This window comes from Natrinema sp. CGMCC1.2065 (assembly GCF_051225675.1).
In the GTDB taxonomy this organism is placed as follows: Archaea; Halobacteriota; Halobacteria; order Halobacteriales; family Natrialbaceae; genus Natrinema; species Natrinema thermotolerans.
On record NZ_JBPJSJ010000017.1, the window covers coordinates 21415 to 46561 of the forward strand.

Here is a 25147-nt window from a genome sequence, read left to right on the forward strand (position 1 = left end):
TCCCACTCGAGAGAGTGTCAACGTTGGCATTGCGAGTGACCGCCCGCGGTCGCGGCCGCGGGCGAGCGGGGAAGCGACCGGAGGAACCAGCTACGCCGACGGGACCACGAGTTCGACCGGCTCCATCCCGAAAAACGCCGTTTCGTAGCCCTGATGGCGGGCCGTTTGCGGGGGCGACTCGACCGCGATCCGGACCGTGTCACTCTCCCGAACGTCCGAGACGGACCGCCCGTAGTGGTGCCCGTACTCACCGTCGATCACCGGCTCGAGGCGCTCGTCGAGGACCTGCCGGGCGTCGCGCTCGAGGACGACCCGCAGCGACGCGTTCGGGAGCGGCACCCGGTTGTACGGCGTCCGCGGCGAGACGAGCAGATAGGGGTCGTCGCCGTCGGCGAGTCGCGATTCGGGCTCGAGCAACGCGACGACGACCGCCGCGTCGCCGCTCGTGGGGAGGCCGTCGCCGGCCGTGTCGTCCGTCTCGCCGCCGACAGACTCGACCAGCCGCGTTCCCGGATAGGCGTCCGCCGGCGGCACCCTCGAGTAGGGGATCGTTGGCTCCGTTCCGCCGTCCTCGTCGCCGGCCGCGTCACGGCCGTCGTCGGCATCGCGTCCGTCGTCGTCGGTTCCGGCGCGGTCCACCATCGGCTCGAGCGCACCCCGCTGGCCCCACCGGTCCCGGTCCAGCAGTTCGATCCCCTCGACGACGGCCTCGCGGAAGGCCTGATCGTACGTGAACTCGAAGGTCGTGGTCGCCCCGTCGGTGAATCGGCCCGCCAGCGAGCCGGTCCGACGGATCGAGAGCGGCGGGAGCTCGACGTCGACGGTGTAGGTCCCGTCCGCCGGGAGGTCGACGTTGTCGCCGACGTGGAGTCCCATCTCCTGGGAGAGCATCGGCCACAGCGCCCGCGAATCGATCTCGCGCCCGTCGCGGGAGACCGTCACCCTCGGCTCGGCACCGGGCAAGACCCGTCCCGTCTCCCGGTCCCAGACGACGACCATCAGATGGACCCCGCGGCCGGCCGCGGGTTCGACGAACTCGCGATAGTTCGCCGTGACGATCCAGAACGGATGGGGGTACGACAGCATCGGGGTCAGCGCGTACTCGCCAGCATCGACCGGCTCGAGAACGCGCATCGACTTCCGGTGGCCGGGTAGATAGACCGCCTCCGGCGGGTTCTCGAGCATCGGGATCGGCGGGGTTCCCGAGACGCCCTCGGAGCCGTCGCTTCCGCCCCCGGCGTCGGCCTCTCCGTCGGGCTCGCCGCTGGGCGCGGTACAGCCCGCGAGCGCGAGCGCGGCCGGCAGCGTCGTCCGCCGGAGGAGCGTTCGTCGGTGCATCGGTTCGATATACGGGCCTTCGGTTAGTAGTGCCACGGGAAATCGTCGAAGTCCGGATCGCGACCCTCGACGAACGCGTCCCGACCCTCCTTCGCTTCGTCGGTCATGTAGCCCAGCCGCGTCGCCTCGCCGGCGAAGACCTGCTGGCCGACCATCCCGTCGTCGGTCATGTTGAAGGCGTACTTGAGCATCCGCATCGCCGTCGGGCTCTTCGCGTTGATGCGGTCGCCCCACTCGAGGGCGGTCTCCTCGAGTTCCTCGTGGGGGACTGCCTCGTTGACCATGCCCATGTCGGCGGCCTCCTCGGCGTCGTAGGTCTTCCCGAGGAAGAAGACCTCGCGGGCTTTCTTCTGGCCGATCTGTTTGGCCAAGTACGCGGAGCCGAAGCCGGCGTCGTAGCTGGCCACGTCCGGGTCGGTCTGGAGGAACTTCGCGTGCTCCTCGCTCGCGAGGGTCAGGTCACAGACGACGTGCAGCGAGTGGCCCCCGCCGACGGCCCAGCCCGGCACCACCGCGACGACCACCTTCGGGATGTGCCGAATGAGGCGCTGGACCTCGAGGATGTGGAGCCGTCCCTGCTCCGACGCTTGCGCTCGCGGACTCTGTCCGCTCGCGTCTTCCGAGGCGCGTTGCGCCTCGCTCTCCTCGTCCCCTTCGTACTGATACCCGTCCTCGCCGCGAACCGTCTGATCGCCGCCGGAACAGAACGCCCAGCCGCCGTCCTTCGAGGACGGCCCGTTCCCGGTCAGCAGAATACAGCCGACGTCGGTCTGGCGCTTGGCGTGGTCGAGGGCGTCGTAGAGTTCGTCGACGGTCCCCGGCCGGAAGGCGTTGCGGACGTCGGGCCGGTCGAACGCGATCCGGACCGTCCCGGCGTCGACCGCGCGGTGGTAGGTGATGTCCCTGAACTCGTCGTTCAGTGCCGCAGGCTCCCACTGCTCGGGATCGAAGAGTTCCGAAACCATTGCTCGAGTGTGGCGGGCGACGGCTGAAATAGATTCGCGTCTCGGCCGGGTCGTCGTCGACTCCCCGCGCGAGGTCGACTGCCGGCCGGGGTCAGCCGGTCGTGTCAGCGAGGTCGTCAGTGGCGTCGTCGTCGGTCCCGTCGTAGTCGGTGTACCGTGCCCAGACCGCAAGCAGGCTCGGCAGGACGACGATACTGGCGAGGAACGCGTACGCGATCGCGACGCTCGTGACGAAGCCAAAGCGCCGCAGCGACGGCACGAGCGCGAAGACGAGGACGCCAAAGCCCGCGGCGGTCGTGACGGCGCTGGCGAGCAACGCGCCGCCAGTCCCCTGGACCGTCCGCCGGAGCGACGCGATGGGGTCACCCCGCGCTCGCTCCTCCTCGAGGAACCGCTCGCCGACGTGGATCGCGTAGTCGACGCCGATCCCGATGCCGATCGCCGCGATGATGGCCGTCTCGGAGGTGAAGGGGATCCCCGCGAGGTACATCGTCCCGAACAGCCACGCCTGCGCGAACAGGACCGGCGCGATGACGACCGCACCGAGCGAGAGCGTCCGGTAGCGGAGCCAGAACGTCGCCGTCAGGAACGCGAGGATGACGGCGAACGTGATCGCGAAGCCCTGCACGAGCGTCTCGAGCAGCCCCTGCTGGACGAGTTCCTCGACGATCGGCTGGCCGGTCGCCGTCACCGTCAGCCCGGACTCGCCCTCGATGGTCGTCGCTACCGCTCGCATCTCCTCGGTGATCGTCGCCGTGTTTGCCCCGCCGGAGAGGCCCACGGAGAGCCGGAGGGACCGGTACTCGCCGTCCGTGCGATGGATCGTTGCCGCGGCCGCCGACGGATCGGCGGCGTAGACCGCGTCGTAGACCGCGGTGAGGTTTTCCTCCGGCACGCCGTCGCCGTCGGTGTCGGCGTCGTCGACCACGGCGGCGACCGTCTCGTTGTCCGCGGCGACCGACTCGATGGTCTCGAGCGGTCCGGTCGCTTGCAGGCGGCCGTTCGCCAACGTCTGTGCGGACGAGGCGTTCGCCGCCCGATCCCTGCCGGCCGCGACCCGCTCGAGCGTGTCGGGGTCGGTGACTGGCCCCTCAATCAGTACCTCCGCCCTCGACTGATCGCGCGACTGGGCGAACCGGTCGTTCAGATACAGCGCCTGCTCGCGCAGTTGGTAGTCGCTGGGCTGCAACGAACCGGGCAGCGAGTCCATCCAGGCCGGCGAGTCCCGGGGCAGGAAGTCCGTCTGCTCGATCGACGTGTCGATGTCCGTCGCGGCCGCGCCCCCGGCCGCGCTCAGGACGAGCGCGATAGCGATGACGACGGCCGGCCCCCGGTCGGCGATCTCGGCACCGACGCTGAGGACCCGGCTGGCGACGCCGCCGCGACCGAACGCCGGCCGGCGCCGCGACAGGCCGAGTCGCTCGAGCCCCCCATCGAGCTCGAGTTTCAGCGCGGGCAAGAGCAAGCCGAAGACGAGAAACGCCGACACGATGCCGACGGCGCTGACGATGCCGAACTCCCTGATCGAGGCCAGCGGGCTGACGACGTTCGAGAGGAACCCAACGGCGGTCGTGAACGTGGCGGCACCGATGGCGACGACGACGCCGGCCAACCCCCGACGCATCGCCGTCCGGGGCGTCGCGTCGGGATCGTCGTCGCTGGCCTCCCGGTAGCGCATCACGACGTGTAACGCGTAGTCGATCGAGAGCCCGATCAGCAGGAACGGAACGGCGATCAGGATCTGCGTCACGCCGATCCCGGCCCACCCCATGAAGCCGGCCATCCACGCGAGGACGAGCGCGATCCCGGCGAGCCCGAGCCCGATGTCGAAGACGTCGCGGTAGGCGATCCCCAGCGCGAGGACGATGATCAGCAACGCGATCGGCGAGATGATCGCGAAGCTCTCGCCGGTCGCCTGCGTACTCTCGGCGTCGACGACGGCGCTCCCGAAGACGAAGCTCTCCCCGGACGTCAACGTCGCCGCGGACAGCTCCCGGATCTCGAGCTGGGCGTCGGCCACGTCCGCGGGGAGATCGTCACCGGTCGCGCCGCTCGTGTCCTGAAAGACGTAGAGGACGCGCCCGTCGGTCGTCGTCGCGCCCGGCTCGTAGTCGGTCGGCAACAGCGAGTAGGGATCGACTGTGCCCGCGGCCGCCGACTCCGGGGCCAGCACCCGTTCGACGGTCGCTTCGACCTCGCTTTCCGACATCGACTCCAGTTGCGCGATCTGGGCCTCGAGCGACGGCGGTGCCGAACCGTTGACCCCGCCGTCGGACCCGTTGGGAGTCCCGTTGCCGGCCTCGGCCTCCCGAATCGCCGCGGTCGCGACGACGTTCGAGAGCCCGACCATCGGCTGCCGATTCCGCAACGTCGCGTTCACGTTGCCGTCGTCGGCGATGGCCCGTTGGAGGGTCAGCCCCTCGAGCAGCGACGCTTTCGACAGGGCGTTCTCGTCGCGGACGACGACCTGGACGACGGTCGTGTTCTCCCCTTCGGTCGCGAAGTCGGACCGGAGTTGGTCGTACTTCGCGGCCTCCGTCAAGTCGCTCTCGAAGTTCGCGATCGTCAGCTCCGAGTCGACGCTACCCGCCCCGCTGGCGACGAGCAACGTCGCTATCAGCACGACCGCGATGATCGCCTTGCTGTGTGCGGTCACGAACGCCGCGTACCGATCGGCCGGATCCATTACCAGCCGTTTCCCCACCCGGGGACATAAGTATTGTAGGATACTACAAAATATATCCAATCGGGGAACCCCGCTACTGATAGGCCCGACGCGCGAACCCTCGAGCGACCGACCCGCAGGTATTCATGAGTACACGAGATGCAGTCGCGGCGCTGAAACGGCTCGGCCTGCCGAACTATCAGGCCCGCGTCTTCGTCGCCCTCCAGGAACTGGGGACGGGGACCGCACAGGAGATCAGCGAAATCTCGGAGGTCCCCCGGTCGCAGGTCTACGGCGCGGCCGACGATCTCCTCGAGCGCGGACTCGTCGAACTGACCGAGTCGTCACCGAAACGGTACCGGCCGGTGAGTCTCGCCGCCGCCCGCGAGCAGTTGACGAACCGGCTCGAGCGCGAGCGCGAGCGGGCGTTCGCAAACCTCGCGGAACTCCGGACCGCGACGCCGGACCGCCCGGACGACGGCTCGGTATCGACCCTCCGGGGCCGCCAACCGATCGACGATCGGATCGCCGAGTTGATCGGCGAGGCGGCGGCAGCCGTCGTCTTCACTGCGCCCTCGAGCCGGTCGTTGACCGAGGCGATCGAAACGGCACTGCGCGAGCGGGCGACGCAGGGGACCGACGTCACCGTCGTCACGGCCGAGGAGGCGATCCGCGAACGCTTCGCGGCGAGTCCGATCCGGGTGATCGTGATGGGCGAGGACAACCCCGCCGACTTCGCCGGCCGGGCCCTGATGATCGATGAGGGAACGGTGTTGCTGTCGGTCGCGACCGACGACGAGGCCGTCGACGAGGAGGCGATGTGGACGGCCGGCAGCAGCATCGGTCGCATTCTGGCACAGTTCATGCAGTCCGGCATCGAGTCCGGAACGGACCGCAACGCCTGACTCGAGCGGGGCGGTCGGCCGGTTACATCTCGAGACCGCGAGACGGGTGCGTCGTCTCCGCGCCGAACAGTACGCGAGGAGCCGACGGGCCGCTTCGACCGATCGGTTCGCGGTGACTCGAAATCGCCCTCGCCGATCCGATATCGACGGTGTATTTCGTATATCGGTATACGATTCATTTGTTCGAGACGCGGCGTTCTGCTCGAATCCGACGACCCGGCACGGAGCCGTTCGGGCCGATTTATTTTTCAGCCGGCCGACCGATCGGCTACCCGATGGGGGAGACCTACTACGAGGTCCTTGGGGTCGACCCGGACGCCACTCCCGACGAGATCGAGTCGGCCTACCGCGATCGCGTCCTCGAGACTCACCCGGACCACTCCGACGCCCCCGACGCGACCGAGCGGTTCCAGCGGGTCCAGACTGCCAGATCGGTATTGACCGACGGGGACGAACGGGCCCGCTACGACCGACTCGGTCACGAGGCCTACGTCGGACTCGCCGACGGCACCGCACGCGACGACGCGACCGGCGAGGCTGCCGACGACGGTTCGAACCGGACCACCGAGCGAACCGGCTCGCACCCGACGGGCGGCCGCACGAACGCGACGGCGGGAACGGAAACCGGCGGCGCGACGACCGGACGGCGAACGGGCCGCCGGACCGGCCGCGCTCGAGGGGCCGCTAACACGACGGCCACGGACGGAACGACGGGTCGAACCTCGAGCCACCACGCCCGCCAGCGGTCGCGACGCCGCCAGCAACGGGCCACGCGGCAGGCGACCGGCGATTGGCCCTTCGGCGAGGACGATGAAGCGGAGTCGAACGAGTCGGCAGGTTCGACCGAGAGCGACGACGCGACGGCGGATGACGGCTTCAGTTACTCCGTCCACGGCTGGGACGACGAGATCGACCTCGAGTGGGAAGGCCGGCGGATCGATCGGTCGACGGCGACGTCGGTCGGGGCCGTCGCCGTGTTGTACCCGCTGCTCGTCTGGGCGAGTCTCACCCCGTTCTTTTCGCTGCCCGTCAACGTCGTCCTCGCCGGCTGTACGCTCGCGCTGGTGGGGTATCTGTTGACGATGCCGCGGCTGGCGATCGGCGTCTTCGGCGGGTGGAGCATCCTGTTCCCGCTCGGGATCGCGGTGCTGTCGCCGGTCGGGCTCGGATCGCTGTTCGGCCTGTTCGCGCTCGGGTTCGTCTGGATTCCGCTGGGCTACGCCGTCGTGTTGTGGTGGGTCCTGCAACCGTAGCGAACGGAATCGGGCGGAAAGCGGGAGTTACACGTCGTGCTCGAGGTCGGTCGCGACCGCGTCGGTAACGCGGTCTGCCAGGTCATCACGCCGCCGGTGACTCGCCTCGGAGTCGAACGCGACCGAGAGGACCTGCGTGCCCGGCGCCTCGAGCGAGCGGCGATAGGCGGCCGCAAAGTCCGCCGGCGCGACGCGTTCGAACACGAGGTCGTATAGGTCCTCGAGCGCCGAAAAGTCGAGGCCGTGGGGCGTCTTGAACTGGTCCGTGAACGGCGGCTCGAACTCCTCGATCGGCAGTTCGTGAAAGATGCCGCCGCCGTCGTTGTCCAGCAGGACGATCGTGGCGTCGACGCCGCAGCGCTCGAGCGCGAGCAGGCCGTTCGAATCGTGATAGAACGCCAGATCGCCGGTGACCAGCACCAGCGGCTCGTCGGCCGTGCTGCCGGCGCCGAGTGCCGTGCTGGTGATCCCGTCGATTCCACTCGCCCCGCGGTTGGCCAGTACCGTCAGCTCGGCCGCCCGCGGCCGGGCGAACCGGTCGGCGTCCCGGATCGGCATGCTGTTCGAGACGAACACCGTCGCCGGATCCGGCGCGGCCGCGAACACGTCGGCGAGGATCGCCCCCTCGAAGGGGTCGGTCTCGAGTGCGTCCGGGGCAAGCGCCTCGTCGCGGATCGCCCAGTGGCGACGTTCCGCCGCCGCGAGGCGCTTGCGCCAGTCGCGGTCGATCTCGGAACGGCCGTCCCGGTCGGGGAGCGCCTCGAGCAGTCCGTCGACGACGGCCGTGGGATCGGCCGCTAGCAGATCGGTCGCGGTAAAGGTGGCCTCGCGCCACTTTCCGGGGGGATCGACGAGGAACTGGCTGGCGTCGGCGTCGCGCAGCCAGTGACGGAGCGGCTTCGAGGTGGGGGAGGCACCGAACCGAAGGACGACGTCCGGCGGCGGCAGTTGTCCGACGTAGGTGTCGTAGCCGCCGTAGATCGTTCGCGGTAGCGAGTTCGCGTTTTCACGGTCGACGTGCGGGCCAAAGCGCAGCCCCGAGAGGGGGTCCGCCAGGATCGGCGCGCCCAGCCGCTCCGCGAGTCGCGTGACGGCAGCGGGCTCGAGGACGGGAAGCGTCGTCGGATCGGCCGGCCCCGCCACGAGCAGCGGGCGGTCAGCGTCTGCAAGTGCCGCAGCCAGCCGGTCGCGGTCCGCGTCGTCCGGGAGCTGCCGGCCGCTCGCGGTTTCTACGAACGGCCCGTCACGCCCCCGGCCGGCCGTCGTCCCGGCGAAGTCGTCCGGTACGTCGCCGGGTACCTCGATCGGCTCGAGGGGCTTGCGGAACGGACAGTTGACGTGGACTGGTCCGGGCGGAACGCCGTCGGTCTCGGCGATCGCACGGGCCGCAGTGGTCCGTAGACTTCTCACTTTCCGCTCGTCGGCCTCCGGTTCGGGGAGTTCGGTATACCATCGGACCGCGTCGCCGTAGAGTTTGACCTGATCGACGGTCTGGTTCGCGCCGCTGTCGCGCAGTTCCGGGGGCCGGTCGGCCGTCAGCACGAGCAGCGGAACGCGGGCCCGATCGGCCTCCATGACGGCGGGGTGGAAGTTCGCCGCGGCCGTGCCCGAGGTACAGACCAGTGCCGTCGGCTCGCCGGTGCGTCGCGCACGTCCGAGCGCGAAAAACGCCGCCGAGCGTTCGTCGAGATGCGAGTAGACGTCGATCCCGTCGTGTTCCGCGAAGGCAACCGTCAGCGGCGTCGAGCGGCTCCCGGGCGCGAGACAGACGGCCTCGAGGCCGCTTTTGGCGAGTTCGTCGGCCAGCACGCGGCCCCACAGGGTCGCGCGGTTCGGTGCCGTCATCGGTCTATCTGAGTTCGTCGAGGACCGGTCGGAACTTCAACTGTACCTCGTCCCACTCCTCGTCGGGATCGCTGTCGGCGACGATGCCGCTGCCCGCAAAGAGGGTGACCTGCTCGTCGGTCGCGACGCCCGAGCGGAGTCCGACCGCGAACTCGCCGTCGCCGTCGGCGTCGAACCAGCCCACCGGGGCAGCGTACCAGCCCCGGTCGAACGACTCCGTCTCGCGGATCGTCTCCCAGGCCGCGTCCGGCGGGACGCCGCCGACCGCGGGGGTCGGATGGAGCGCCTCGACGATTTCGAGGACGTGTCGATCGCCCGAGAGCGTCGCCTCGATCGGCGTTTGTAGGTGCTGAATCGTCGCCAGCCGGCGGATCGTCTGCTCGCTGACCGTCAGGTCGCGGGCAAACGGCGCGAGCTGTTCGCGGATCGCGTCGACGACGAGCCCGTGTTCGTGCTGGAACTTCTCGTCACCGCGCATGCGCTCGACGTGATCCTCGTCCTCGGCCGGCGTCTCGCCGCGGGGTACCGAGCCGGCGAGCGCCTCGGTCTCGACGCGCTGGCCGCGTTTCGAGACCAGCCGCTCCGGCGGTGCGCCAAAGAAGGTACCGCCGGTGCCGTGACCGATCGAAAAGCGATAGCAGTTCGGGTACTGTCGGCCCAACTGCTCGAGGGTCGCCGCGACGTCGATCGGCCCCTCGAGTTCAACCGACAGCGCCTGTGCGAGAACGACCTTCCGCAGCCTGCCGTCAGCGATCCGCTCGAGGGCGGTGTCGACCTGCGTCGTCCACTCGGCTGGCGAGGTCGTCCGCCGGGTCGCGGCGACGCCGGGCGTCGAGCCGCTCGGCCCCGACCCCGGCGAGACCGTCAGGCGGTCGTGCCAGCGCTCGAGTCGGTCGTCGGCCTCGCCGGCCCGATCGCCGACGGCCGTGAGCCAGGTGCCGTCGTCGGTCCGCACGACCTGCACTCGCGGCACGATAAACGACGCTGCCGGGAACCCGGTCCAGGGCGGCGTCGGCTCGTGGCCGTCATGGAAGGCGACACCGCCGACGGCCCGCGGACGGGCCGGTTCCGGTCCGTCGTGAACGAGCCCGGAAAACACCCGGTTCGCCCGGTCGCGGAGTCGGTCGAAGCGACCGGTTCCGCCGGCGGTGAACTCGACTGCGATCCCTCGCCCGACCAGTTCCAGCCCGTCGGGCGTGGCCCACTGGACGCGGGCGGCGGCGCTGCCGTCGAGGATCGCGTCCGCAGCGACCCCCTCGAGTTCGCGACTCCGACTGACGAGATCGGCAGCGCCGTCGGCCCCGTTCGTCCCGCCCGCCAGTCGACTGTCGCCCGACGATCGATCCATCGATCGCACGTCAGGACCGGCCGGACTTCAGCCTGACTATTGGCGAATCGATCAGCTGTATCGCTGCTCCTCCCACGGGTTCGCAGTCTGGGAGTAGCCACGCCGCTCCCAGTAACCCCGCTGGGGCTCGGTGAGGAACTCGACGCCATCGACCCACTTGGCACCCTTGTAGGCGTACTTATGGGGCGTGACAACCCGGAGTGGACCGCCGTGGTCATCGGGCAGGGGCTCGCCGTCGAACGCCCACGCGAACAGGACCTCCTCGCGCAGACAGTCCTCGAGGGGCAGATCCGTAGTGTAGCCGTCCAGCCCGGAGAACATCACGTGGACGGCTTCCGGGTCGACGCCGGCCCGCTCGGCGAGTTCGGGGAAGGAAACGCCGGTGAACGAACAGTCGAACTTGCTCCAGCCGGTCACGCAGTGGAAGTCCTGACGCTGTGTGACCGACGGCAGTTCGCGAAACTCCTCCCACGAGAAGGTCAGTTCCTCCTCGACTGCGCCGGTGACGGTGAACTCCCAGGTCTCCGGGTCCCAGTCGGGCGTCCCGCTCTTCGAGAGGACCGGGAAGGCGGTCGTTTCGCGCTGTCCCGGCGGCAGCCGTTCGTCGCCGAATTCCTGATAGAGATCCGTGACGTCGGTCGCGTCCATATCCGTCCGTACGGTCGAACGGACGTAGATGTGACGCCATCGATCGCCGTCCCCGTGGATGGCCGTCGCGGCTGCGGCCGGACAGCGACGGCCGGTCACCGATCCGTCGTCGACCGGTGACTCGAGAGCGGGTCGGTCCCGACAGGCTGTCGCTCGAAAAAGGCAATATTCCCGAGACTGGAGCGGGGTCGAAACTGATCGAAACGGTCGCGGCGTGACTGCAACTCGATAGTTTCCGTCGAAACCCTCGCCATCCCTTAGTACGGTCTCGCCGAGGGTACGATCGCATGGCGAGTAGACAACAGTTAACGGAACGAGAAATGACAGACACAGAACCGGAAGAGATGGGCGAGCAGGCGATGGGGCCGGCGTTCGTCGCGTCAGCCGCCTCGGTCGGACTCTCGCTGTATTACTTCTTCATCCGCGGCGAGCGCGACCTCGGGACGTTCGTCGGCCTCTGGCCCCCGACGATCCTCGCGTTCGCGAGTTACTTCAACCAGCGCAAGATGCGCCAACAGTTGGAGACGCTGACCCAACCCGGTACGACCCTGAAGAACGCGTTCGACTCGATGATGGGCAACCGCTGAGTCGGTCGTCTCGATCCCCGAACTGAGACGGTCTACTGTCCGCCATTGCCGGAGGGGCCGCGACCGCCCGGTCCCACCGGGAACTCGGTACAGCAAACCGTACGAGACAGTGCCATCCGACTGCCGTCGCTTACCGATCCCACACGCGTCCTCGGTTTTGTGGGACTGAAACGCGGTCTCGTTTCGGCTGCCTGACCGATCGGTTTCGACTGGTGTAGAGTCCCCGTCAAACCTAAATACCCCCTCGCCGAAAGCCGAATCAGATGCCGAAAGTAGAGATCACCATACCGGAACACCTCGAGATGCAGATCGCCCAGATGGTCGAGCGCGGCGAGTTCGTCAACCGCGAGGAGGCGATCGAGGACCTCCTATCGACGGGCATCAAGGCGTACAAGACCAGCGGCCCATCGGACGAAGAGGAGGGGGCTGGAACCGGCGGTACCGGCTTCGAAGACGACGGGATGATGGGCCACGACGACGAGTACGTCTTCTAACCTAGACGCCGACCGTAAGGAGCGGGATTCCGAACGCGATCGCAATGCCGACCAGTGCGACGAGCGCACCGGTCAGCGCTTCCCCCGCCGAGAAGTCGCTCATCGGTGCGGTCGTCCGGTCGGCCGCGGGGTCGTGGCCGACGTCGGCTCCCGTGTCGTCCTCCGTTGCGGTGTCGCTGTCGTCCGTCATACTCGCGTGTTCTCGGCTCGACCGCTTAAGATCACCGACACGGGTCTCGAGCGGCCGCGCTGCCGATGGCGACCCATCGAGTGGAATTCGCCCGATCCAGACCCCTTTACTATCCCGGGCGCGAACGGTCGGGTAACGACCACATGGTACTGACAAAACGCGTCATCCCGTGTATCGACGTGGATCTCGACGAGGACGGGAACCCGGCGGTCTACACCGGCGTCAACTTCGAGGACCTGCAATACACCGGCGACCCGGTCGAGATGGCCCGCGCCTACAACCGGGCGGGGGCAGACGAGTTCGTCTTCCTCGACATCACCGCCTCCGCGGACGGCCGGGAGACGATGCTGAACGTCGTCGAACGCGTCGCCGACGAGGTCTTTATCCCGCTCACCGTCGGCGGGGGGATCCGAACGACCGACGACATCAAGGAGACCCTGCGGGCCGGCGCGGACAAGGTCTCGATCACCACTGGCGCGCTCGAGCGCCCCGAACTGATCAACGAGGGGGCACGCGCCTTCGGCAGCCAGTGTATCGTCATCAGCGTCGACGCCAGACGGCGCTTCGACGAGCAGGGGGAACACTACGTCGAGGTCGACGGCGAGTCCTGCTGGTTCGAGTGTACCAAGAAGGGCGGCCGCGAGGGGACCGGAATCGACGTCCTCGAGTGGGCCGCCGAAGCCGAATCCCGCGGTGCGGGCGAACTCTTCGTCAACTCCATCGACAAGGACGGCACCAAGGACGGCTACGACCTCCCGCTAACGGAGGCGGTCTGTGACGCCGTCGATACGCCCGTGATCGCGTCCTCGGGCTGTGGCGGCCCCGAGGACATGTACGACGTCTTCACCGAGGCCGGTGCCGACGCCGGGCTCGCGGCGTCGATCTTCCACTTCGACGAGTACTCCATCGAGGAGACGAAGGCCTATCTCGATGAGCGCGGCGTTCCCGTCCGGCGCTGATCGGGACCGAGCGACTCCCGTTCGATCTGTCCGCTCCGTCCCCTATCGGCATATTTATATTATTTTATTATACATATAGGGTTGATGAAATGGCGGTGTGCGTGGTGTGGCAAACCGCACGCGGAAAACGATCCGCCCTGTGACGAGTGCGGTCACAACGCCTTCGAGAAGGCGGTCGTCCGAGAGGGGAGCGACGAGGCGAGGGAGTCGCCGACCGAGGGGATCGACACGGGGCCGACATACGTCTGGACCTGTACGGACTGCGGTCGTGAACACGTCAAACACAATCCGCCCTGCTCGCGCTGTGGCAATCCGACCCTCGAGAAGACCGAGCAGACGTACGATGCCGTGGAAAGCGATCTCGATGTCCCGGGCTGGCTGGGAGTCGCGAAACCGTACCTACCCGTGGTCGCCGTCGTCGTCCTGATCGCGGCGCTGTTTGCGACGGGAATCGTCTCGCCATCGATGCTTCCCGGAATCGGTCAGCCGTCGCCACCCGATGCCCCTGGAAGCGGCGGCGAAGCGGCCGGTATCGACCTCGAAGCGACCGAAGAACTGGTCCACGAACGCCTCGAGGCGGACCGAGAATACGCGCGGGCGTACGACGACGGCCTCGCGGCGTACGCGGAGTACCACAACCGAGCGTTCGTGGCCCACGAGTACGAGGGCAGGAAAGTGGACCCGGTCGACTCGAGTGACTTCGATGTCGACTGCCGCGGCGAACCGACCGCCGGCAGGGTACCGGTCCGCTTCTCGGTGACCGAGTACGACGACGCGGAATCGCTCGCGGCGGACCTCGCGGTGGTTATGGCCCCGAGCGATCAGGTTACCGGCTCCGGATACGACGGCGAGGGGCTCGACATCCACGTCGTCGACGGATCGATCTACGTCTTCTACGCGGCGTGCTAACGTCCGGTTCGCTCGCCGATTCCGACCGGAGAATGTCAACGGATCCGGTATCGGTGCGTCGGGTGAGGGTCGAATCGGCGAACTCGAACGGGGATCAGCAGTCGCTCGCTCGACTCCCCAGTACGCTTATGCCTTCGCAGTCCTGCCGTTCGAACAGTGAAATGGCGGTGTACGCGGTGTGGCAAACCGCACGCGGAAAACGACCCGCCCTGTGACAACTGTGGCCACAACGCCTTCGAGAAGGCGATCGTCCAGGTCGACGACACCGACGACCACAGCGGCGGCAACCGCGGCGGCAGCGAGCCGATCCCGTCGGGGACCGTCGAGACCGGCCCGGACTACGTCTGGGCCTGCACGAACTGCGGTCGGGAACACGTCCGGAACACCCCGCCGTGTTCGCGCTGTGGCAACCCCGACCTCGAGCGGGTCGAGCAGACCTACGCGGACGTCGAGCGGGACCTCGAGACGCCGAGCTGGCTCGAGGTCGCCACGCCCTATCTGCCGATCTTCGTCGTCATCGGCGTCGTCGTCGCGCTGTTTGCGACGGGAATCGTCTCGCCGTCGATCCTCCCCGGGATCGGCCCGCCCTCACCGCCCGACGCGCCGGGCCAGGCCGACCAAGCGGCTGGGCTGGATTTCGAGACGACCGAGACCGAGATTCACGACCGACTCGAGGACGAGCGCGGCGGCTCGGACGGGCGGCGATACGACGACGGGCTGGCGGCCTTCGCGGAACACCGGAACCGCATACTCGTCGCCGCCGAGTTCGGAGACAGAGAGCCCGGCGCGGCAGATCCCGACGAGTTCGGGCACGACTGTGGCAACGCTCGGGTCGTCGGCGCACCGCTTGTCGTGTCGGACCTCTCGCTCGCGGAGTACGGAAACGAGTCGGCCCTGGCCGCCGACATCGCCGACGGACTGCTCACCTCGCAGTTCGGCGACAACGTCCGTACCGGGTACGACGCCGAAGGAATGGACATCCACGTCGCACCAAACGACGACGTGTACGTCTTCTACGTGGCGTGTTGAGTTCGGACTCGGCTCTCGGTCCGTCGCAAACGATACGAAAACGCAGCCGTGACGACTGTTCGATCGAGTCCTCGACCCGCTTCAGGCCGCCGCTTCGAACGCGTCGCGAAACGCCGTCGACTTCTCGCGGACGGTGACCGCCGCCTCCTCGAGGCACTCGAGGGGGTCGGCCCCGCCCTCGGTCTTGATCGTCAGAATCGGCTCGGTCTGGCCGCCCGACTGTTCGGGGTTGACGTCGTAGGTCGCCGCGCTCACGTCGTCGTGTTCGAGCAAGGCGCCCTTGAGTACGTTCATGAAGGTGTGATCCTCGCCGGCGATCTCGATCGAGAGTTCGTCGTCGGTACTCTCGGTGACCCGCAGTTCCATGCTGTATGGGTCCGACCGTCGGCCGCTTGTACCTTTCGAAGCGGCCGTTGTACGGTCGGCCGCGGCCGTCCCACCGCCGCCTCGCGGTCGGGTTCGGCCGACGCAACGCCGGCGGTTCGCCGAAGGCAAATCACTATACGCCCCCGTTCGAACCACGCGATATGGTTTCGGTTGCGGCCCTGTTGACGGTCCTCGTCGCCGCGACGCTGCTCGGGTCGGTCGCGGTCGTCAGGCGACTCCACCGGCCGGCGCGACGCTGGCGCGACCGCCTCCGGTCGCGGTTCGTCCTCGGCGTGCCGTGGGGCTCGCTGCTCGTGATCGCCGTCGTTCTCGCGGTCTATCTGTTCGTTCAGGGCGGGATCACGGACTTCGACGACCCGGTGACGATCCCCTTCCGGACGTGGTCGTATTTCTACCCGCTCGGGATGGCAACGGCGTCGTTCTCCCACGCGGGGCCGAGTCACCTGCTCGGCAATCTGGCCGGGACGATCGTCGTCGCACCGCTCGCCGAGTACGCCTGGGGTCACTATCCGACCGACGGCAACGCGGCGGCCGATGCCGCCGCGGGACGGGCCGGCTCGCTGTACCGGAACCCGCGAGTCCGGGCCTTCGTCTGCTTTCCCCTAGCCGTCATCGCGGTCGGATTGGCAACGAGCCTGTTCGCGCTCGGCCCCGTGATCGGCTTCTCGGGCGTGGTCTTTGCCTTCGCCGGCTTCGCTATCGTTCACTACCCGATCGTGACGATCGTCGCCACTCTGGGCGTTCAGGGTGCCGTGTTGCGCCTCTACTCCGCGCTGCAGAACCCGATCTACGTCTACACCGCACAACCCAGTCCGCCGTCGGCACCGTCGTGGGCCGGCATCGCGATTCAGGGCCACGCACTGGGGCTTTTCATCGGGTTCGTCCTCGGGATCGTTCTGCTCGAGCGACGGGGACGACGCCCGGACCCGCTGCGGCTCTGGCTGGCCGTCCTCCTGTTCGGCTTCGCGAAGGGGCTGTGGGCGATCTACTGGTTCGGGGGTGAGAACACGTATCTCCTCTATCAGGGGCCGGGCGTGGTCGTCGTGGCCGTCCTCGCACTGGTCGTCACCCTCGCGGTCACTGCCTCCGAGCGGCCGGCGGTCCCGCGACGGCTCGCGAAGGCGGTCCCCGGATCAGCGCCGGGCGCTTTCGAGACGGACGGCGACCGTGCGATCGACCGGCCCCTCGAGTTGGCCCGCGCCGACGACGGCGACGACCGGCCCGGTAACGACCGCCTCGAGCGGGTTCGCGACCTCGCCGGCGGTACCCGGGACCGGGCGGCTGACGGGGGGTCGCTGGCGGCGCTGTCTCGAAAGGGGGTCGCCGTCCTCGCGGTGATCGGCGTCCTCGCGCTGTTGGCCGGCGTCGCCGTCCCCGCCAACTTCCTCGTCGTCGAGGACGCGAGCGCGACCACCGACACGGCCGTTCGGATCGAGGACTACACGGTCGAGTACGTCGAGGGCGTTCCCAACGGGCTCGTCTCGGGGGTCGGTATCGAGGCCATCGAGAGCGACGAGGGCCTCGAGTCGAGCGGGGTGATCGTCGCCAGCGAGCGCCGTCAGGTGTGGCTCGAGGCGGTCAGCGCCCAGCGGCTCTCGGCTACCGGCGAGGAGACCGTCTACGTCGGCGGGGCCGGCTGGCGGGAAGCCGTCCACGTCGAGCGGGCCGGCTGGGAACCGGTCGGTAACGACACCGTCTATCAGGTCTGGCTTCGGCCGGACGGCGAGGAGCGGCGACTCGCCCACGAATCCAACGAGTCGCGGACCGAGGCCCGGATCGCCGGCCGAAACGTGACCGTCGGCTCGGACGGCGGCGAGTTCGTCCTCTCAGTGACCGCGGACGGAACGGAGCCCGCCACGACGGCGATTCCGGCCGCGAACGAAACGGCGACGGCGGGCGGGCTGACGTTCGAACGCGAGAACGAGACGATCTACGCGGCCGCCGACGGAACGCGGGTCGCCATCGCCAGCGAGGAGACGTACAACGGCTATTGACCGGTCCACCGCGCGGTGGCGCGCGCTGTCCCGCAGTGAACCACCGGTGAACCGCGGGTCGACACTGCGCGAGGGATGAACGAGCGACGAACGGAGCGAGTGAATCGGCTGGGGAGGGCGTGGAAATTCCGTGTTGCCAGTATGAGAGCGGTGCCCGTTCCGGGGTCGGTATCCGACGACCAAACGACAGTTCGTTTCCCGTTCGCGGCAGCGATGACTGCAGCCACGGCGACCGATTACGCTCGAGACGACCACTCGATCCGGAAGACCTCGGCCTCGAGCGTCGCCTCGGCGTCGGTGTGGAATTCGAACCGGTTGGGGATCGGAAACTCGGCCCGGAACGCGTGGGTCACCTCGCCGCCGGCGTCGGCGGCGTAGGACTCGACGAACTCCTGACTCCCCTCGTTGTGGATCGTATACGAGACTGCGGCGATCTCGCTGGCCGTCTCGAGGAAGTCCCGGTCCGCGTGACGGTTCCCCCGCTGGGCACCGAAGGGCGGATTCGAGAGGACGGTCTCCCCGGTCGTCGCGAACGGATGCCGGCTCACGTCCCCCCGGAGCCACTCGATGGCTCGATCGCTGCCGTCGGCGGCTCCCTCGCCCTCGAGCGCGGTCCGTTCGTTCTCCCGGGCCAGCGCGAGCGCGTCCGGATCGACGTCGATCCCCGCGACCCGGTCGGCACCGGCCAGCGACGCCGCGATCGCGAGCATTCCGGTGCCGGTCCCCAGATCGATCACCGGCCGCTCGAGGTCGTTCTGGAGCCCGGCGAGATGGCAGAGGTGGGCGGCCAACTCCGCCGGGGTGAGATACTGCTCGAGGGCGGGCGAAGGGTCGGCGAAGTCCGCGAGCGACTCGAGCCGACGGGCGAGGGTCCGCCGTGACGGGCCGGCCATTTATTCCGCGAGCGAGAGCGGGCCCTCGAGTTCGAACGCGAGCCCCTCCCGATCGGCGCGTTCGGCACAGGCCGCGAGCGCGGGCCGGACCTTCTCGGGGTCGGCGACGTCGCCGACGCTGACGGTCACCGTGCCGACGCCGAGGAAGGACCCGGCCCGGACGTAGCCCCGGATCCGATCCACCTCCTCCTGGGTCGCCAGCGAGCAGTCCGCGTCGAAACACGCCTCGACGATCAGTTCGGCCGGCACCATCCCCTCGGCAGTCAGGGTGGCCTTGAGATCGCGGAGGTACTCGGGGGCGGTCGACTCGAGGGTCGCGGCCTCGAGGGAGACGGGAGTCGCATCGGCGGGTTGACAGCGTTCGACTGCGGGGTTGGGGGACGTCGTACTCATTACACACTAATACATAGACTGCATACAAAAAGCTTTCTGGATGCGTGGTGGTAATACACGGTCGCAGACTGGCCCGGTATCGTCACAGTGTGACGGCGGCCGCGGCCGCTTTGTCCAGCGGGCACCTCGACGTCTCCGTTTCGCGAGAGGTTCGAATAGAGTTAAGACAGGCCCGTGAAAGTATCAGGTATGGACGACTGTCCACGGTGTGGGGGAGCGATCGAGGAACTCTCACTCGGCGACGCGTCTACGGTCACGTGTCCCCACTGTGGGTTCGCCGACGTTCCCGTCGAACACCAACCGGTCGGCGAGGACCCCGAATCCTGGCGGGACGCGTTCAACCGCTTCTACGAGGAGTAGCGACTCGAGTCGGGACTGCTCGACCGCGTCGCCGAAAAAATCGACTGTGGGGTGTCGCTATTCGTTCGCAGCCGCCGCTTCCGCTTCCTCGTCGCCACCGTCGTCGTGATCGACGTCCTCGTCGGAACGGGCCGCAACCAGACCACCGCGAGCGACGCTGTACAGCGGTTCGTTCGCGTGCGTGACGCCGCTGATCGAGAACGGAATGTTCGCCTCCTGGAGGTGGTCCTTGAACAGGGCCTCGAAGCCGCTCGGGCTGGAGGTCCCGCCGGTGACGACGACGGGAACGTCGAGGCCTTCCTCGACGTCTTCCTCGTCGACTTCCTTGACGATGTTCTCGATGACGTAGTCGAGCAGGTTCTCGTAGTAAATCGAGAGCGCCCCCTCGACGCCACCGACGTCGGTCGTGAAGTCGAGTTCGAAGTCGTCTTCCTTGATCGAGGTGACCTTGTCCACGGGCGTGCCCGTTGCGCGAGCGGCCTGCTCGTCGACCCAGTCGCCACCGCGGGCCACCGAGAACTTCATGACCGGCACCGCGTAGTAGGCCAGACAGACGTTCGTCATCCCGGCACCGAACGAGATCCCGAGACCGGTGAAGTTGTTGTCCGCGAGTTCGGAGTAGATGACGGACATCCCCTCGTTGATGGGCTCGGCGTCGTAGCCCATGTCATCGAGGAAGGACTCGATCGTCTTCTGGTGGTACAGCGTCGAGAGGTCCGAGTCGATCGGGTCCGCGGGCGTCGAGAAGTAGAGCTTCTCGTCCGGATACGCGGGCTCGCCGACGACCTGCTCGATGATGAGTTTCATCATCGGGATCGCGCTCTGCTCGTCGTTCGAGAGGATCCCGTGTTTCATCGGCCGACGGGTCTCCTTGTTGAAGATGTTCGCGAAGTTCAGGGCGTCGTCGCCGACGACGTAGACCTTGTCGTCCTTGCGAATGTGGAGGACTTCGCTTCGCGAGAGCATCTGCTCGGCCATGTCCGAGTACTCGATCTCGACGAAGGAGTTACGCTGTTGCACGAAAACCGTGTCGTTCCCATCCTGTTGTGCTGACAGGATGTTCATCGTACCGACGTCCAGGCCTTTGGCCATGTGTGGGGAAGGCCACCGACGGATTATAAATCTATGTGCATTAATTCCTCTCTTTACCGGCACCGAAGTAAGAATTAATTACTGCCGCACGGTCGCGTTAATCCCGTTTTACCAGCGAACGAACCCGATTCAGCAACCCTTCGAAGGGCTTTGTGACGCGTTCGGTGGCGCTTTCCTCGTCGGCCGTCGCGAGTTCCTCCGCGCGTTGCTGTTCGCGCAGTTCCTTGAGTTTCGCCGTCTGGTCGTCGACCGTCGAACTCGAGGTGGTCTGTTTCGTTTCGCCGCCTTTCAGCCCTTTGAGACCGGCGACCTGCTGGTCGACGCCCGAGGAACGGGTCGTCGTGGTCCCGGCGTCGGTGTCGATCTCGACATCGCCGAGATCGTCGCTCGAGAAGTTCAGTCGCTTGTGTTCGGTCTTCTCGACACCGCCCCACGAGAGTTCGACGCCCTCCATCGCGTCGTCGATGTCCTGCTGGATCTCGTCGTCGGTCAGTTCCGGTTCATCGTCGTCGTCGGCCTCGACCGCGACGGCGTCGGCCTGCTGTGCCATATCGAGGTAGTGGGCGATCAGGGCCGCCCCGGTCGAGGCGGTGATCGCAGCCAGCCCGACGGCGTAGGTGGCGATGATCGGGACGGTGTAGTCGTTGCCGTACCCGTTCCAGTCGCCGGGGTAGGCCACGAGGAAGCCGATTATCGCTGCGATGGTCACGGCGACGCCGGCGATAGAGGCGTACTGCATCCGCCGCTCCGAGGGTAACAGGACGACGATACCGAGCATCGTCACGGGAAGGGCCGTCATCGCGAGCGCGTACGCGGGGCCGACCCACGCGACGTAACCCGCGGTGCGGGCGTCGTAGGTGTTCCCCCACAGGAAAAGCAGCAGTCCGACGAGTGCGAGTCCGATCCCACCGAGGAACAATCCGAACCCAACGTAAACGTCGGTCCGGTCCTCCGGTTCACCGATGTATCGACGATAGAGGTCGAAGAGATAGCCGTCTGTGGCCTGTTCCGCTGCCATTAACCCCCTGTTTACGCTCCAGTACTATGACTGTTGGGACGGAAAACGAAGTCGGCAGGACCGTCATCCCGGCCGATCGGCCGACACGATCGCTCTCGAGGGCGTCCCGGTTGGATACACGCCGGCACATGTAAATAGTATTAGTTGTTTCCATAGTTTGATATCCAAGCCGGCAGCAGAGAACGAGAATAATGATTGACGCACAGCGAACCGTTCTCATCGCGGCCACCGACCCCGACGCGGTCGCCGAGTACCGCTCGTGGCTCACGGGGGCGTACCGGGTCGAGACGACGACCGATGGGTCCGACGCGCTCGCGCGACTCGAGGCCGTCGACGTAGCCCTGATCGGACGGGATCTGCGAACGGCCGACGGAACTGTCGTCGCGCGAGCCGTCGAACGCAGGGGCGCGGGATACGCGATGGCGATACTTCGCGGGGACGACGAGCCCGACCGTGACCGCACGGCGGCCGTCGAACTCACCGAACCGGTTTCGAACGCCACACTGTGTGAGACCGTCGATCGACTGCTGTGTCGGGTCCGCTATGACGAGCTGATCGACGAATGCGCGGCTCTCGCGGCCGGCGACGCTCCCGAGAATGCCGGGACCGACACCGGCCGCGACACATCGGACGGGAACCGTCTCGAGGAACTGCTCGGGACGGTGGACGCGTTGCTCGATGGCTTCGACGGCGAGGACTTCCGGGCCGCGTTCGGGACCTGCACGTACGGCGAGCCCGCTCGAGCCGAGGGGGTCCGCAAGCGGTCGTAAGCCGGTCCATCAGAAGCGTCGGCGTTATACGTTCGTGGGCGCAAGCAGTGCTAATGAGTCAGGAGTCGGAGTACACTGAAGGGGACCTCCGGAACACCGGAATGCAGCTCAAGCACGACCGGGAGTGGGACTACGAACTCGAGACGATCGTCGACGCGATCGAGGAGCGAGACGCCACGAAGGTCGGCCTGCAGTTCCCCGAGGGACTGAAACGACGAGGGCCGTCCGTCGCCGACGACCTCCGGGAGCTGGCCGACGACGACGTGACGTTCATGCTCTCGGGCCAGCCCTGTTACGGTGCCTGCGACCTCGACACCTATCTGATGAAACGCACCGACGTGTTCGTTCACTTCGGCCACTCGCCGATGAAGGACACGGACAAGGTGATCTACGTGCCGCTGTTCTCGAACGTCGAGGTCACGCCGATCATGGAGGACGCGCTCGACACCCTCGAGCCGCCGGAAGAGACCGAAGACGTCGGTCTCGTGACGACCGCCCAGCACATGAATCGCTACGAGGAGATGGCTGCCTTCCTCGAGGAGCGGGGTTACGAGGTCCACAGCCGCCGCGGCGACGACCGGCTAACCCACGAGGGACAGGTCCTGGGCTGTAACTACGCGAGCGCGGACGTCCCTGCGGATCAGGTCCTCTACGTCGGCGGCGGCAAGTTCCACCCGCTCGGATTGGCGATGGAGTATCCCGACAAGCACGTTGTCATCGCCGACCCCGTCAACAACGTCGTCACCGTCGCCGACACGGAGAAGTTCATGAAACAGCGCTACGGTGCCGTCCACCGCGCGATGGACGCCGAGAAGTGGGGCGTCATCTTCTGTACCAAGATCGGGCAGGGCCGCTGGGAGCAGGCCCAGGAGATCCTCGAGGATAACGACGACGCCTACCTCATCACGATGGACGAGGTGACGCCGGACCGCCTGCGGAACTTCGACATGGACGCGTTCGTCAACACCGGCTGTCCGCGGATCACGACCGACGACGGCCCGCAGTTCCACAAGCCGATGCTCACGCCCGGCGAGTACGAGATCGCGGTCGGCAACAAGCCCCTGGACGAACTCTCCTTCGACACGTTCCACGGCACCTGGTAACGCTTTTTCCTCTGTCTCCGTACAGCGTCGGCGTGTTTCAGGCTCGTCTGACAATACTGTGTGGTAGGCATTCGTTTTGCTACCTTCGAAAAAGCTCGATACGTACAGCACTAAATAGCAATATCTGGTGGAATGTAAAGCAAAGTGGCCATAATGAGGGGCTGATTCCAAATCTGTTTGGAAGCACCCTTTTGCCCGTTAGTCCCCGACCAGTAGTCGATGAGTAACTCAGCCTCGAGCGGATCCGCGGCCGCCGGTCACACCGATCGCTTCGCCGCCCTCGCCGACGCTCGTCGACGAACGCTCCTCCGGCTCGTTCACGAGCGATCGCCGGACGGGATCGGGAAAGACGATCTTGCGGCCGAGTTCGCGGCGGTAACAGCGGATACACGCCGCCACAACGTCTCGGCGGACGACCAGCAGCGGGCGCTCGTCGAACTCCACCACAAGCTGCTCCCGCGGCTGACGGACGCGGGACTGCTCGAGACGGACGACGACGACGTTCGGGTCCCCGACGAGCAACTGCTGGACGACACCGTGTTCGCGGACGCGCTCTCGGGCTCGAACCGCGACCTCGAGGCGACCACCCTCGATGCCCTCTTCGAGGCCCTCGCCGACGAACGCAGGCGACGGACCCTCGCGATACTCGGCGATCGGTACCAGCCCGTCACGACGGCGGCGCTCGCTCGAGCAGTGGCGGCCGCGGAGGCCGACGCAGTCGGGCACGAGGTAACACAGGACCGCGTCGACGAGGTCCGTACCGCCCTCGTTCACGTCCACCTGCCGCTGTTGCACGAGGCCACGCTGATCGGCTACGACGACGAGTCGGGTCGGGTCTCCTACGAGGGCCATCCGCGCGTTCGCACCGAGTGGGTTCGATCCACCGACGGGACGCCGGCGATCGAAACCGCCAGTACCGACGCCGATGCGGCGCCGGACGCCCGCCGCTCGCCGTTCCCGCTCTAACCGTGTCCGATCACGTCCGCCGATACCCCGCCCGTCCGTCTCTCTGACTGTCTCTCGCGGTCGTCGAACCCGATCCGATAGCGGACGCTCCATCGGCCGAGACGACAACACTTACCGGGTCGCTGTCCGCATCCTCGAGTATGATCGAAAGCGACTGGGACGACTGGCTCGTTCGCGACGTCGCGGACGCGACCCCCGACGGCGTGGCGATCTGGTATCTCGGCTGTAACGGCTTCGTTCTGAAAGGCAGCGAGGGAACGACGGTCTTCATCGACCCCTATCTCGGCCTGGGGGATCCGCCACGGACGATCCGGATGATTCCGGTCCCGTTCGACCCCGCGGACGTCGCGGCCGCCGACGCCGTCCTCGCGACCCACGAACACACCGACCACGTCCACGGGCCGAGTCAGGCCCCGATCCTCGAGGCGACGGACGCGACCTTCTACGGCCCGGATGACAGCGTCGCCGTCGCACGCGAGGAGGAGGCCTGGACGGACGACTGGGACGTTTCGGACGAGCAACTGACCGAAGTCGCCGAGGGCGACACGCTCGAGATCGGTGAGTTCACGGTCCACGTCGAGGTCGCCAACGACCCCGACGCGACCCACCCCGTGAGCTACGTGATCGACCACGACGCGGGCACCTTCTTCCACGGCGGCGATACGAAACCGACCGACGAGTTCGAACGCCTCGGCGACGAGTACGATATCGACCTCGCGGCGCTCGCTTTCGGCACCGTCGGCCGAATTCCGGACAAGCAGACCCGCGAGCCGAAACGGACCCGCTGGTACAACGACGAGAACCAACTCATCGAGTGCGCCGCCGCCATCGACGCCGACCGGCTGCTCCCGAGCCACTGGGACATGTGGAAGGGGCTGACCGCCGACCCGACGACGCTGCACCACCACGCCCGAAGCTTCGACTCCCCGCGGGACCTCGAGATCGTCGAGATCGGCGATCGCGTCGACCTCTGAGCTGGGGAAACCAGGCGTCGGACCGTCCGCACGTTTTATAATAATGGTATGGTAACGTTGGT

At 67.3% G+C, this 25147-nt stretch carries 25 protein-coding genes; 13 read left to right on the top strand and 12 right to left on the bottom strand.

From position 1 onward, the window contains the following. Nucleotides 1-90: 90 nt before the first annotated feature. From ACSBP4_RS15795 to ACSBP4_RS15805, 3 genes are all read right to left on the bottom strand, one after another. Nucleotides 91-1338 (bottom strand): DUF7350 domain-containing protein, encoded by a 1248-nt coding sequence (locus tag ACSBP4_RS15795; protein WP_435552786.1) that lies wholly within the window; start codon nt 1336-1338, stop codon nt 91-93. Between the two features lie 23 nt (nt 1339-1361). Continuing rightward, entirely contained in the window at nt 1362-2303 is a 942-nt protein-coding gene (locus tag ACSBP4_RS15800; protein WP_435552787.1) for a 1,4-dihydroxy-2-naphthoyl-CoA synthase, read from the bottom strand. A 91-nt stretch (nt 2304-2394) separates the two neighbouring features. After that, nucleotides 2395-4989, bottom strand: a complete 2595-nt coding sequence (locus ACSBP4_RS15805) for an efflux RND transporter permease subunit (protein WP_435552788.1) — start codon at nt 4987-4989, stop codon at nt 2395-2397. A 125-nt stretch (nt 4990-5114) separates the two neighbouring features. Between ACSBP4_RS15805 and ACSBP4_RS15810 the strand changes: the two genes are divergently transcribed. Together ACSBP4_RS15810 and ACSBP4_RS15815 are read left to right on the top strand one after the other, a co-directional pair. Further along, nucleotides 5115-5873, top strand: a complete 759-nt coding sequence (locus ACSBP4_RS15810) for a TrmB family transcriptional regulator (protein WP_049964261.1) — start codon at nt 5115-5117, stop codon at nt 5871-5873. Between the two features lie 275 nt (nt 5874-6148). Continuing rightward, a complete protein-coding gene (locus tag ACSBP4_RS15815; protein WP_435552789.1) occupies nt 6149-7126 on the top strand; it encodes a DnaJ domain-containing protein in 978 nt (325 codons plus the stop codon). A 27-nt stretch (nt 7127-7153) separates the two neighbouring features. Here ACSBP4_RS15815 and menD read toward each other — a convergent pair whose 3' ends face one another. Genes menD through ACSBP4_RS15830 form a run of 3 tightly spaced genes read right to left on the bottom strand, consistent with a single transcriptional unit; the run spans nt 7154 to nt 10967 of the window. After that, entirely contained in the window at nt 7154-8971 is a 1818-nt protein-coding gene (menD, locus tag ACSBP4_RS15820; protein ID WP_435552790.1) for a 2-succinyl-5-enolpyruvyl-6-hydroxy-3-cyclohexene-1-carboxylic-acid synthase, read from the bottom strand. 4 nt (nt 8972-8975) lie between these two features. After that, entirely contained in the window at nt 8976-10319 is a 1344-nt protein-coding gene (locus tag ACSBP4_RS15825) for an isochorismate synthase (protein WP_435552791.1), read from the bottom strand. Between the two features lie 51 nt (nt 10320-10370). Then, nucleotides 10371-10967, bottom strand: a complete 597-nt coding sequence (locus ACSBP4_RS15830) for a sulfite oxidase-like oxidoreductase (protein ID WP_049964555.1) — start codon at nt 10965-10967, stop codon at nt 10371-10373. Nucleotides 10968-11254: 287 nt separating this feature from the next. Between ACSBP4_RS15830 and ACSBP4_RS15835 the strand changes: the two genes are divergently transcribed. Then, nucleotides 11255-11554 carry a hypothetical protein gene (locus ACSBP4_RS15835; RefSeq protein WP_049905537.1) on the top strand — a complete coding sequence of 100 codons (300 nt, stop codon included), beginning with the start codon at nt 11255-11257 and terminating at the stop codon, nt 11552-11554. Between the two features lie 263 nt (nt 11555-11817). Next, entirely contained in the window at nt 11818-12048 is a 231-nt protein-coding gene (locus ACSBP4_RS15840) for a ribbon-helix-helix domain-containing protein (protein ID WP_006180851.1), read from the top strand. Nucleotide 12049: 1 nt separating this feature from the next. Here ACSBP4_RS15840 and ACSBP4_RS15845 read toward each other — a convergent pair whose 3' ends face one another. Further along, on the bottom strand, nt 12050-12238 hold the full coding sequence (locus ACSBP4_RS15845; RefSeq protein ID WP_006648732.1) for a DUF7550 family protein: 189 nt from the start codon (nt 12236-12238) through the stop codon (nt 12050-12052). 143 nt (nt 12239-12381) lie between these two features. On the opposite strand from ACSBP4_RS15845, the gene hisF reads away from it, so the two are divergent. From hisF to ACSBP4_RS15860, 3 genes are all read left to right on the top strand, one after another. Next, a complete protein-coding gene (hisF, locus tag ACSBP4_RS15850; protein WP_049964257.1) occupies nt 12382-13197 on the top strand; it encodes an imidazole glycerol phosphate synthase subunit HisF in 816 nt (271 codons plus the stop codon). Nucleotides 13198-13281: 84 nt separating this feature from the next. Continuing rightward, nucleotides 13282-14106 (top strand): hypothetical protein, encoded by an 825-nt coding sequence (locus ACSBP4_RS15855; protein ID WP_435552792.1) that lies wholly within the window; start codon nt 13282-13284, stop codon nt 14104-14106. A gap of 156 nt (nt 14107-14262) precedes the next feature. Then, on the top strand, nt 14263-15135 hold the full coding sequence (locus tag ACSBP4_RS15860; RefSeq protein WP_435552793.1) for a hypothetical protein: 873 nt from the start codon (nt 14263-14265) through the stop codon (nt 15133-15135). 81 nt (nt 15136-15216) lie between these two features. On the opposite strand, the gene ACSBP4_RS15865 is transcribed toward ACSBP4_RS15860, so the two are convergent. Next, nucleotides 15217-15501: a DNA-directed RNA polymerase subunit L gene (locus ACSBP4_RS15865; RefSeq protein WP_006648728.1), complete on the bottom strand. Its 285-nt coding sequence runs from the start codon at nt 15499-15501 to the stop codon at nt 15217-15219. Nucleotides 15502-15662: 161 nt separating this feature from the next. Between ACSBP4_RS15865 and ACSBP4_RS15870 the strand changes: the two genes are divergently transcribed. Next, nucleotides 15663-17516, top strand: coding sequence for a rhomboid family intramembrane serine protease (locus ACSBP4_RS15870; protein WP_435552794.1), 1854 nt, complete (start codon nt 15663-15665; stop codon nt 17514-17516). 236 nt (nt 17517-17752) lie between these two features. Here ACSBP4_RS15870 and ACSBP4_RS15875 read toward each other — a convergent pair whose 3' ends face one another. Then, nucleotides 17753-18409 carry an METTL5 family protein gene (locus ACSBP4_RS15875; protein ID WP_435552795.1) on the bottom strand — a complete coding sequence of 219 codons (657 nt, stop codon included), beginning with the start codon at nt 18407-18409 and terminating at the stop codon, nt 17753-17755. After that, entirely contained in the window at nt 18410-18802 is a 393-nt protein-coding gene (locus tag ACSBP4_RS15880) for a hypothetical protein (RefSeq protein WP_435552796.1), read from the bottom strand. A gap of 189 nt (nt 18803-18991) precedes the next feature. Here ACSBP4_RS15880 and ACSBP4_RS15885 point away from each other — a divergent pair, with 189 nt between their 5' ends. After that, entirely contained in the window at nt 18992-19162 is a 171-nt protein-coding gene (locus ACSBP4_RS15885; RefSeq protein ID WP_006180859.1) for a zinc finger domain-containing protein, read from the top strand. A 57-nt stretch (nt 19163-19219) separates the two neighbouring features. Here ACSBP4_RS15885 and ACSBP4_RS15890 read toward each other — a convergent pair whose 3' ends face one another. Further along, a complete protein-coding gene (locus ACSBP4_RS15890; protein WP_049964252.1) occupies nt 19220-20254 on the bottom strand; it encodes a hypothetical protein in 1035 nt (344 codons plus the stop codon). A 97-nt stretch (nt 20255-20351) separates the two neighbouring features. Next, complete coding sequence (locus tag ACSBP4_RS15895; protein ID WP_006180861.1) at nt 20352-21272, bottom strand: DUF7139 domain-containing protein; 921 nt, start codon at nt 21270-21272, stop codon at nt 20352-20354. A gap of 191 nt (nt 21273-21463) precedes the next feature. Between ACSBP4_RS15895 and ACSBP4_RS15900 the strand changes: the two genes are divergently transcribed. The 4 genes from ACSBP4_RS15900 (at nt 21464) to ACSBP4_RS15915 (ending at nt 25085) form a co-directional block, all read left to right on the top strand. After that, nucleotides 21464-22042, top strand: a complete 579-nt coding sequence (locus ACSBP4_RS15900; protein WP_435552797.1) for a HoxA-like transcriptional regulator — start codon at nt 21464-21466, stop codon at nt 22040-22042. Between the two features lie 53 nt (nt 22043-22095). Beyond that, entirely contained in the window at nt 22096-23145 is a 1050-nt protein-coding gene (gene dph2, locus ACSBP4_RS15905) for a diphthamide biosynthesis enzyme Dph2 (protein ID WP_006648721.1), read from the top strand. Between the two features lie 219 nt (nt 23146-23364). Further along, nucleotides 23365-24111, top strand: coding sequence for a DUF7344 domain-containing protein (locus tag ACSBP4_RS15910; RefSeq protein ID WP_435552798.1), 747 nt, complete (start codon nt 23365-23367; stop codon nt 24109-24111). Nucleotides 24112-24251: 140 nt separating this feature from the next. Next, on the top strand, nt 24252-25085 hold the full coding sequence (locus ACSBP4_RS15915) for an MBL fold metallo-hydrolase (RefSeq protein WP_435552799.1): 834 nt from the start codon (nt 24252-24254) through the stop codon (nt 25083-25085). The last annotated feature ends 62 nt before the right edge of the window (nt 25086-25147 follow it).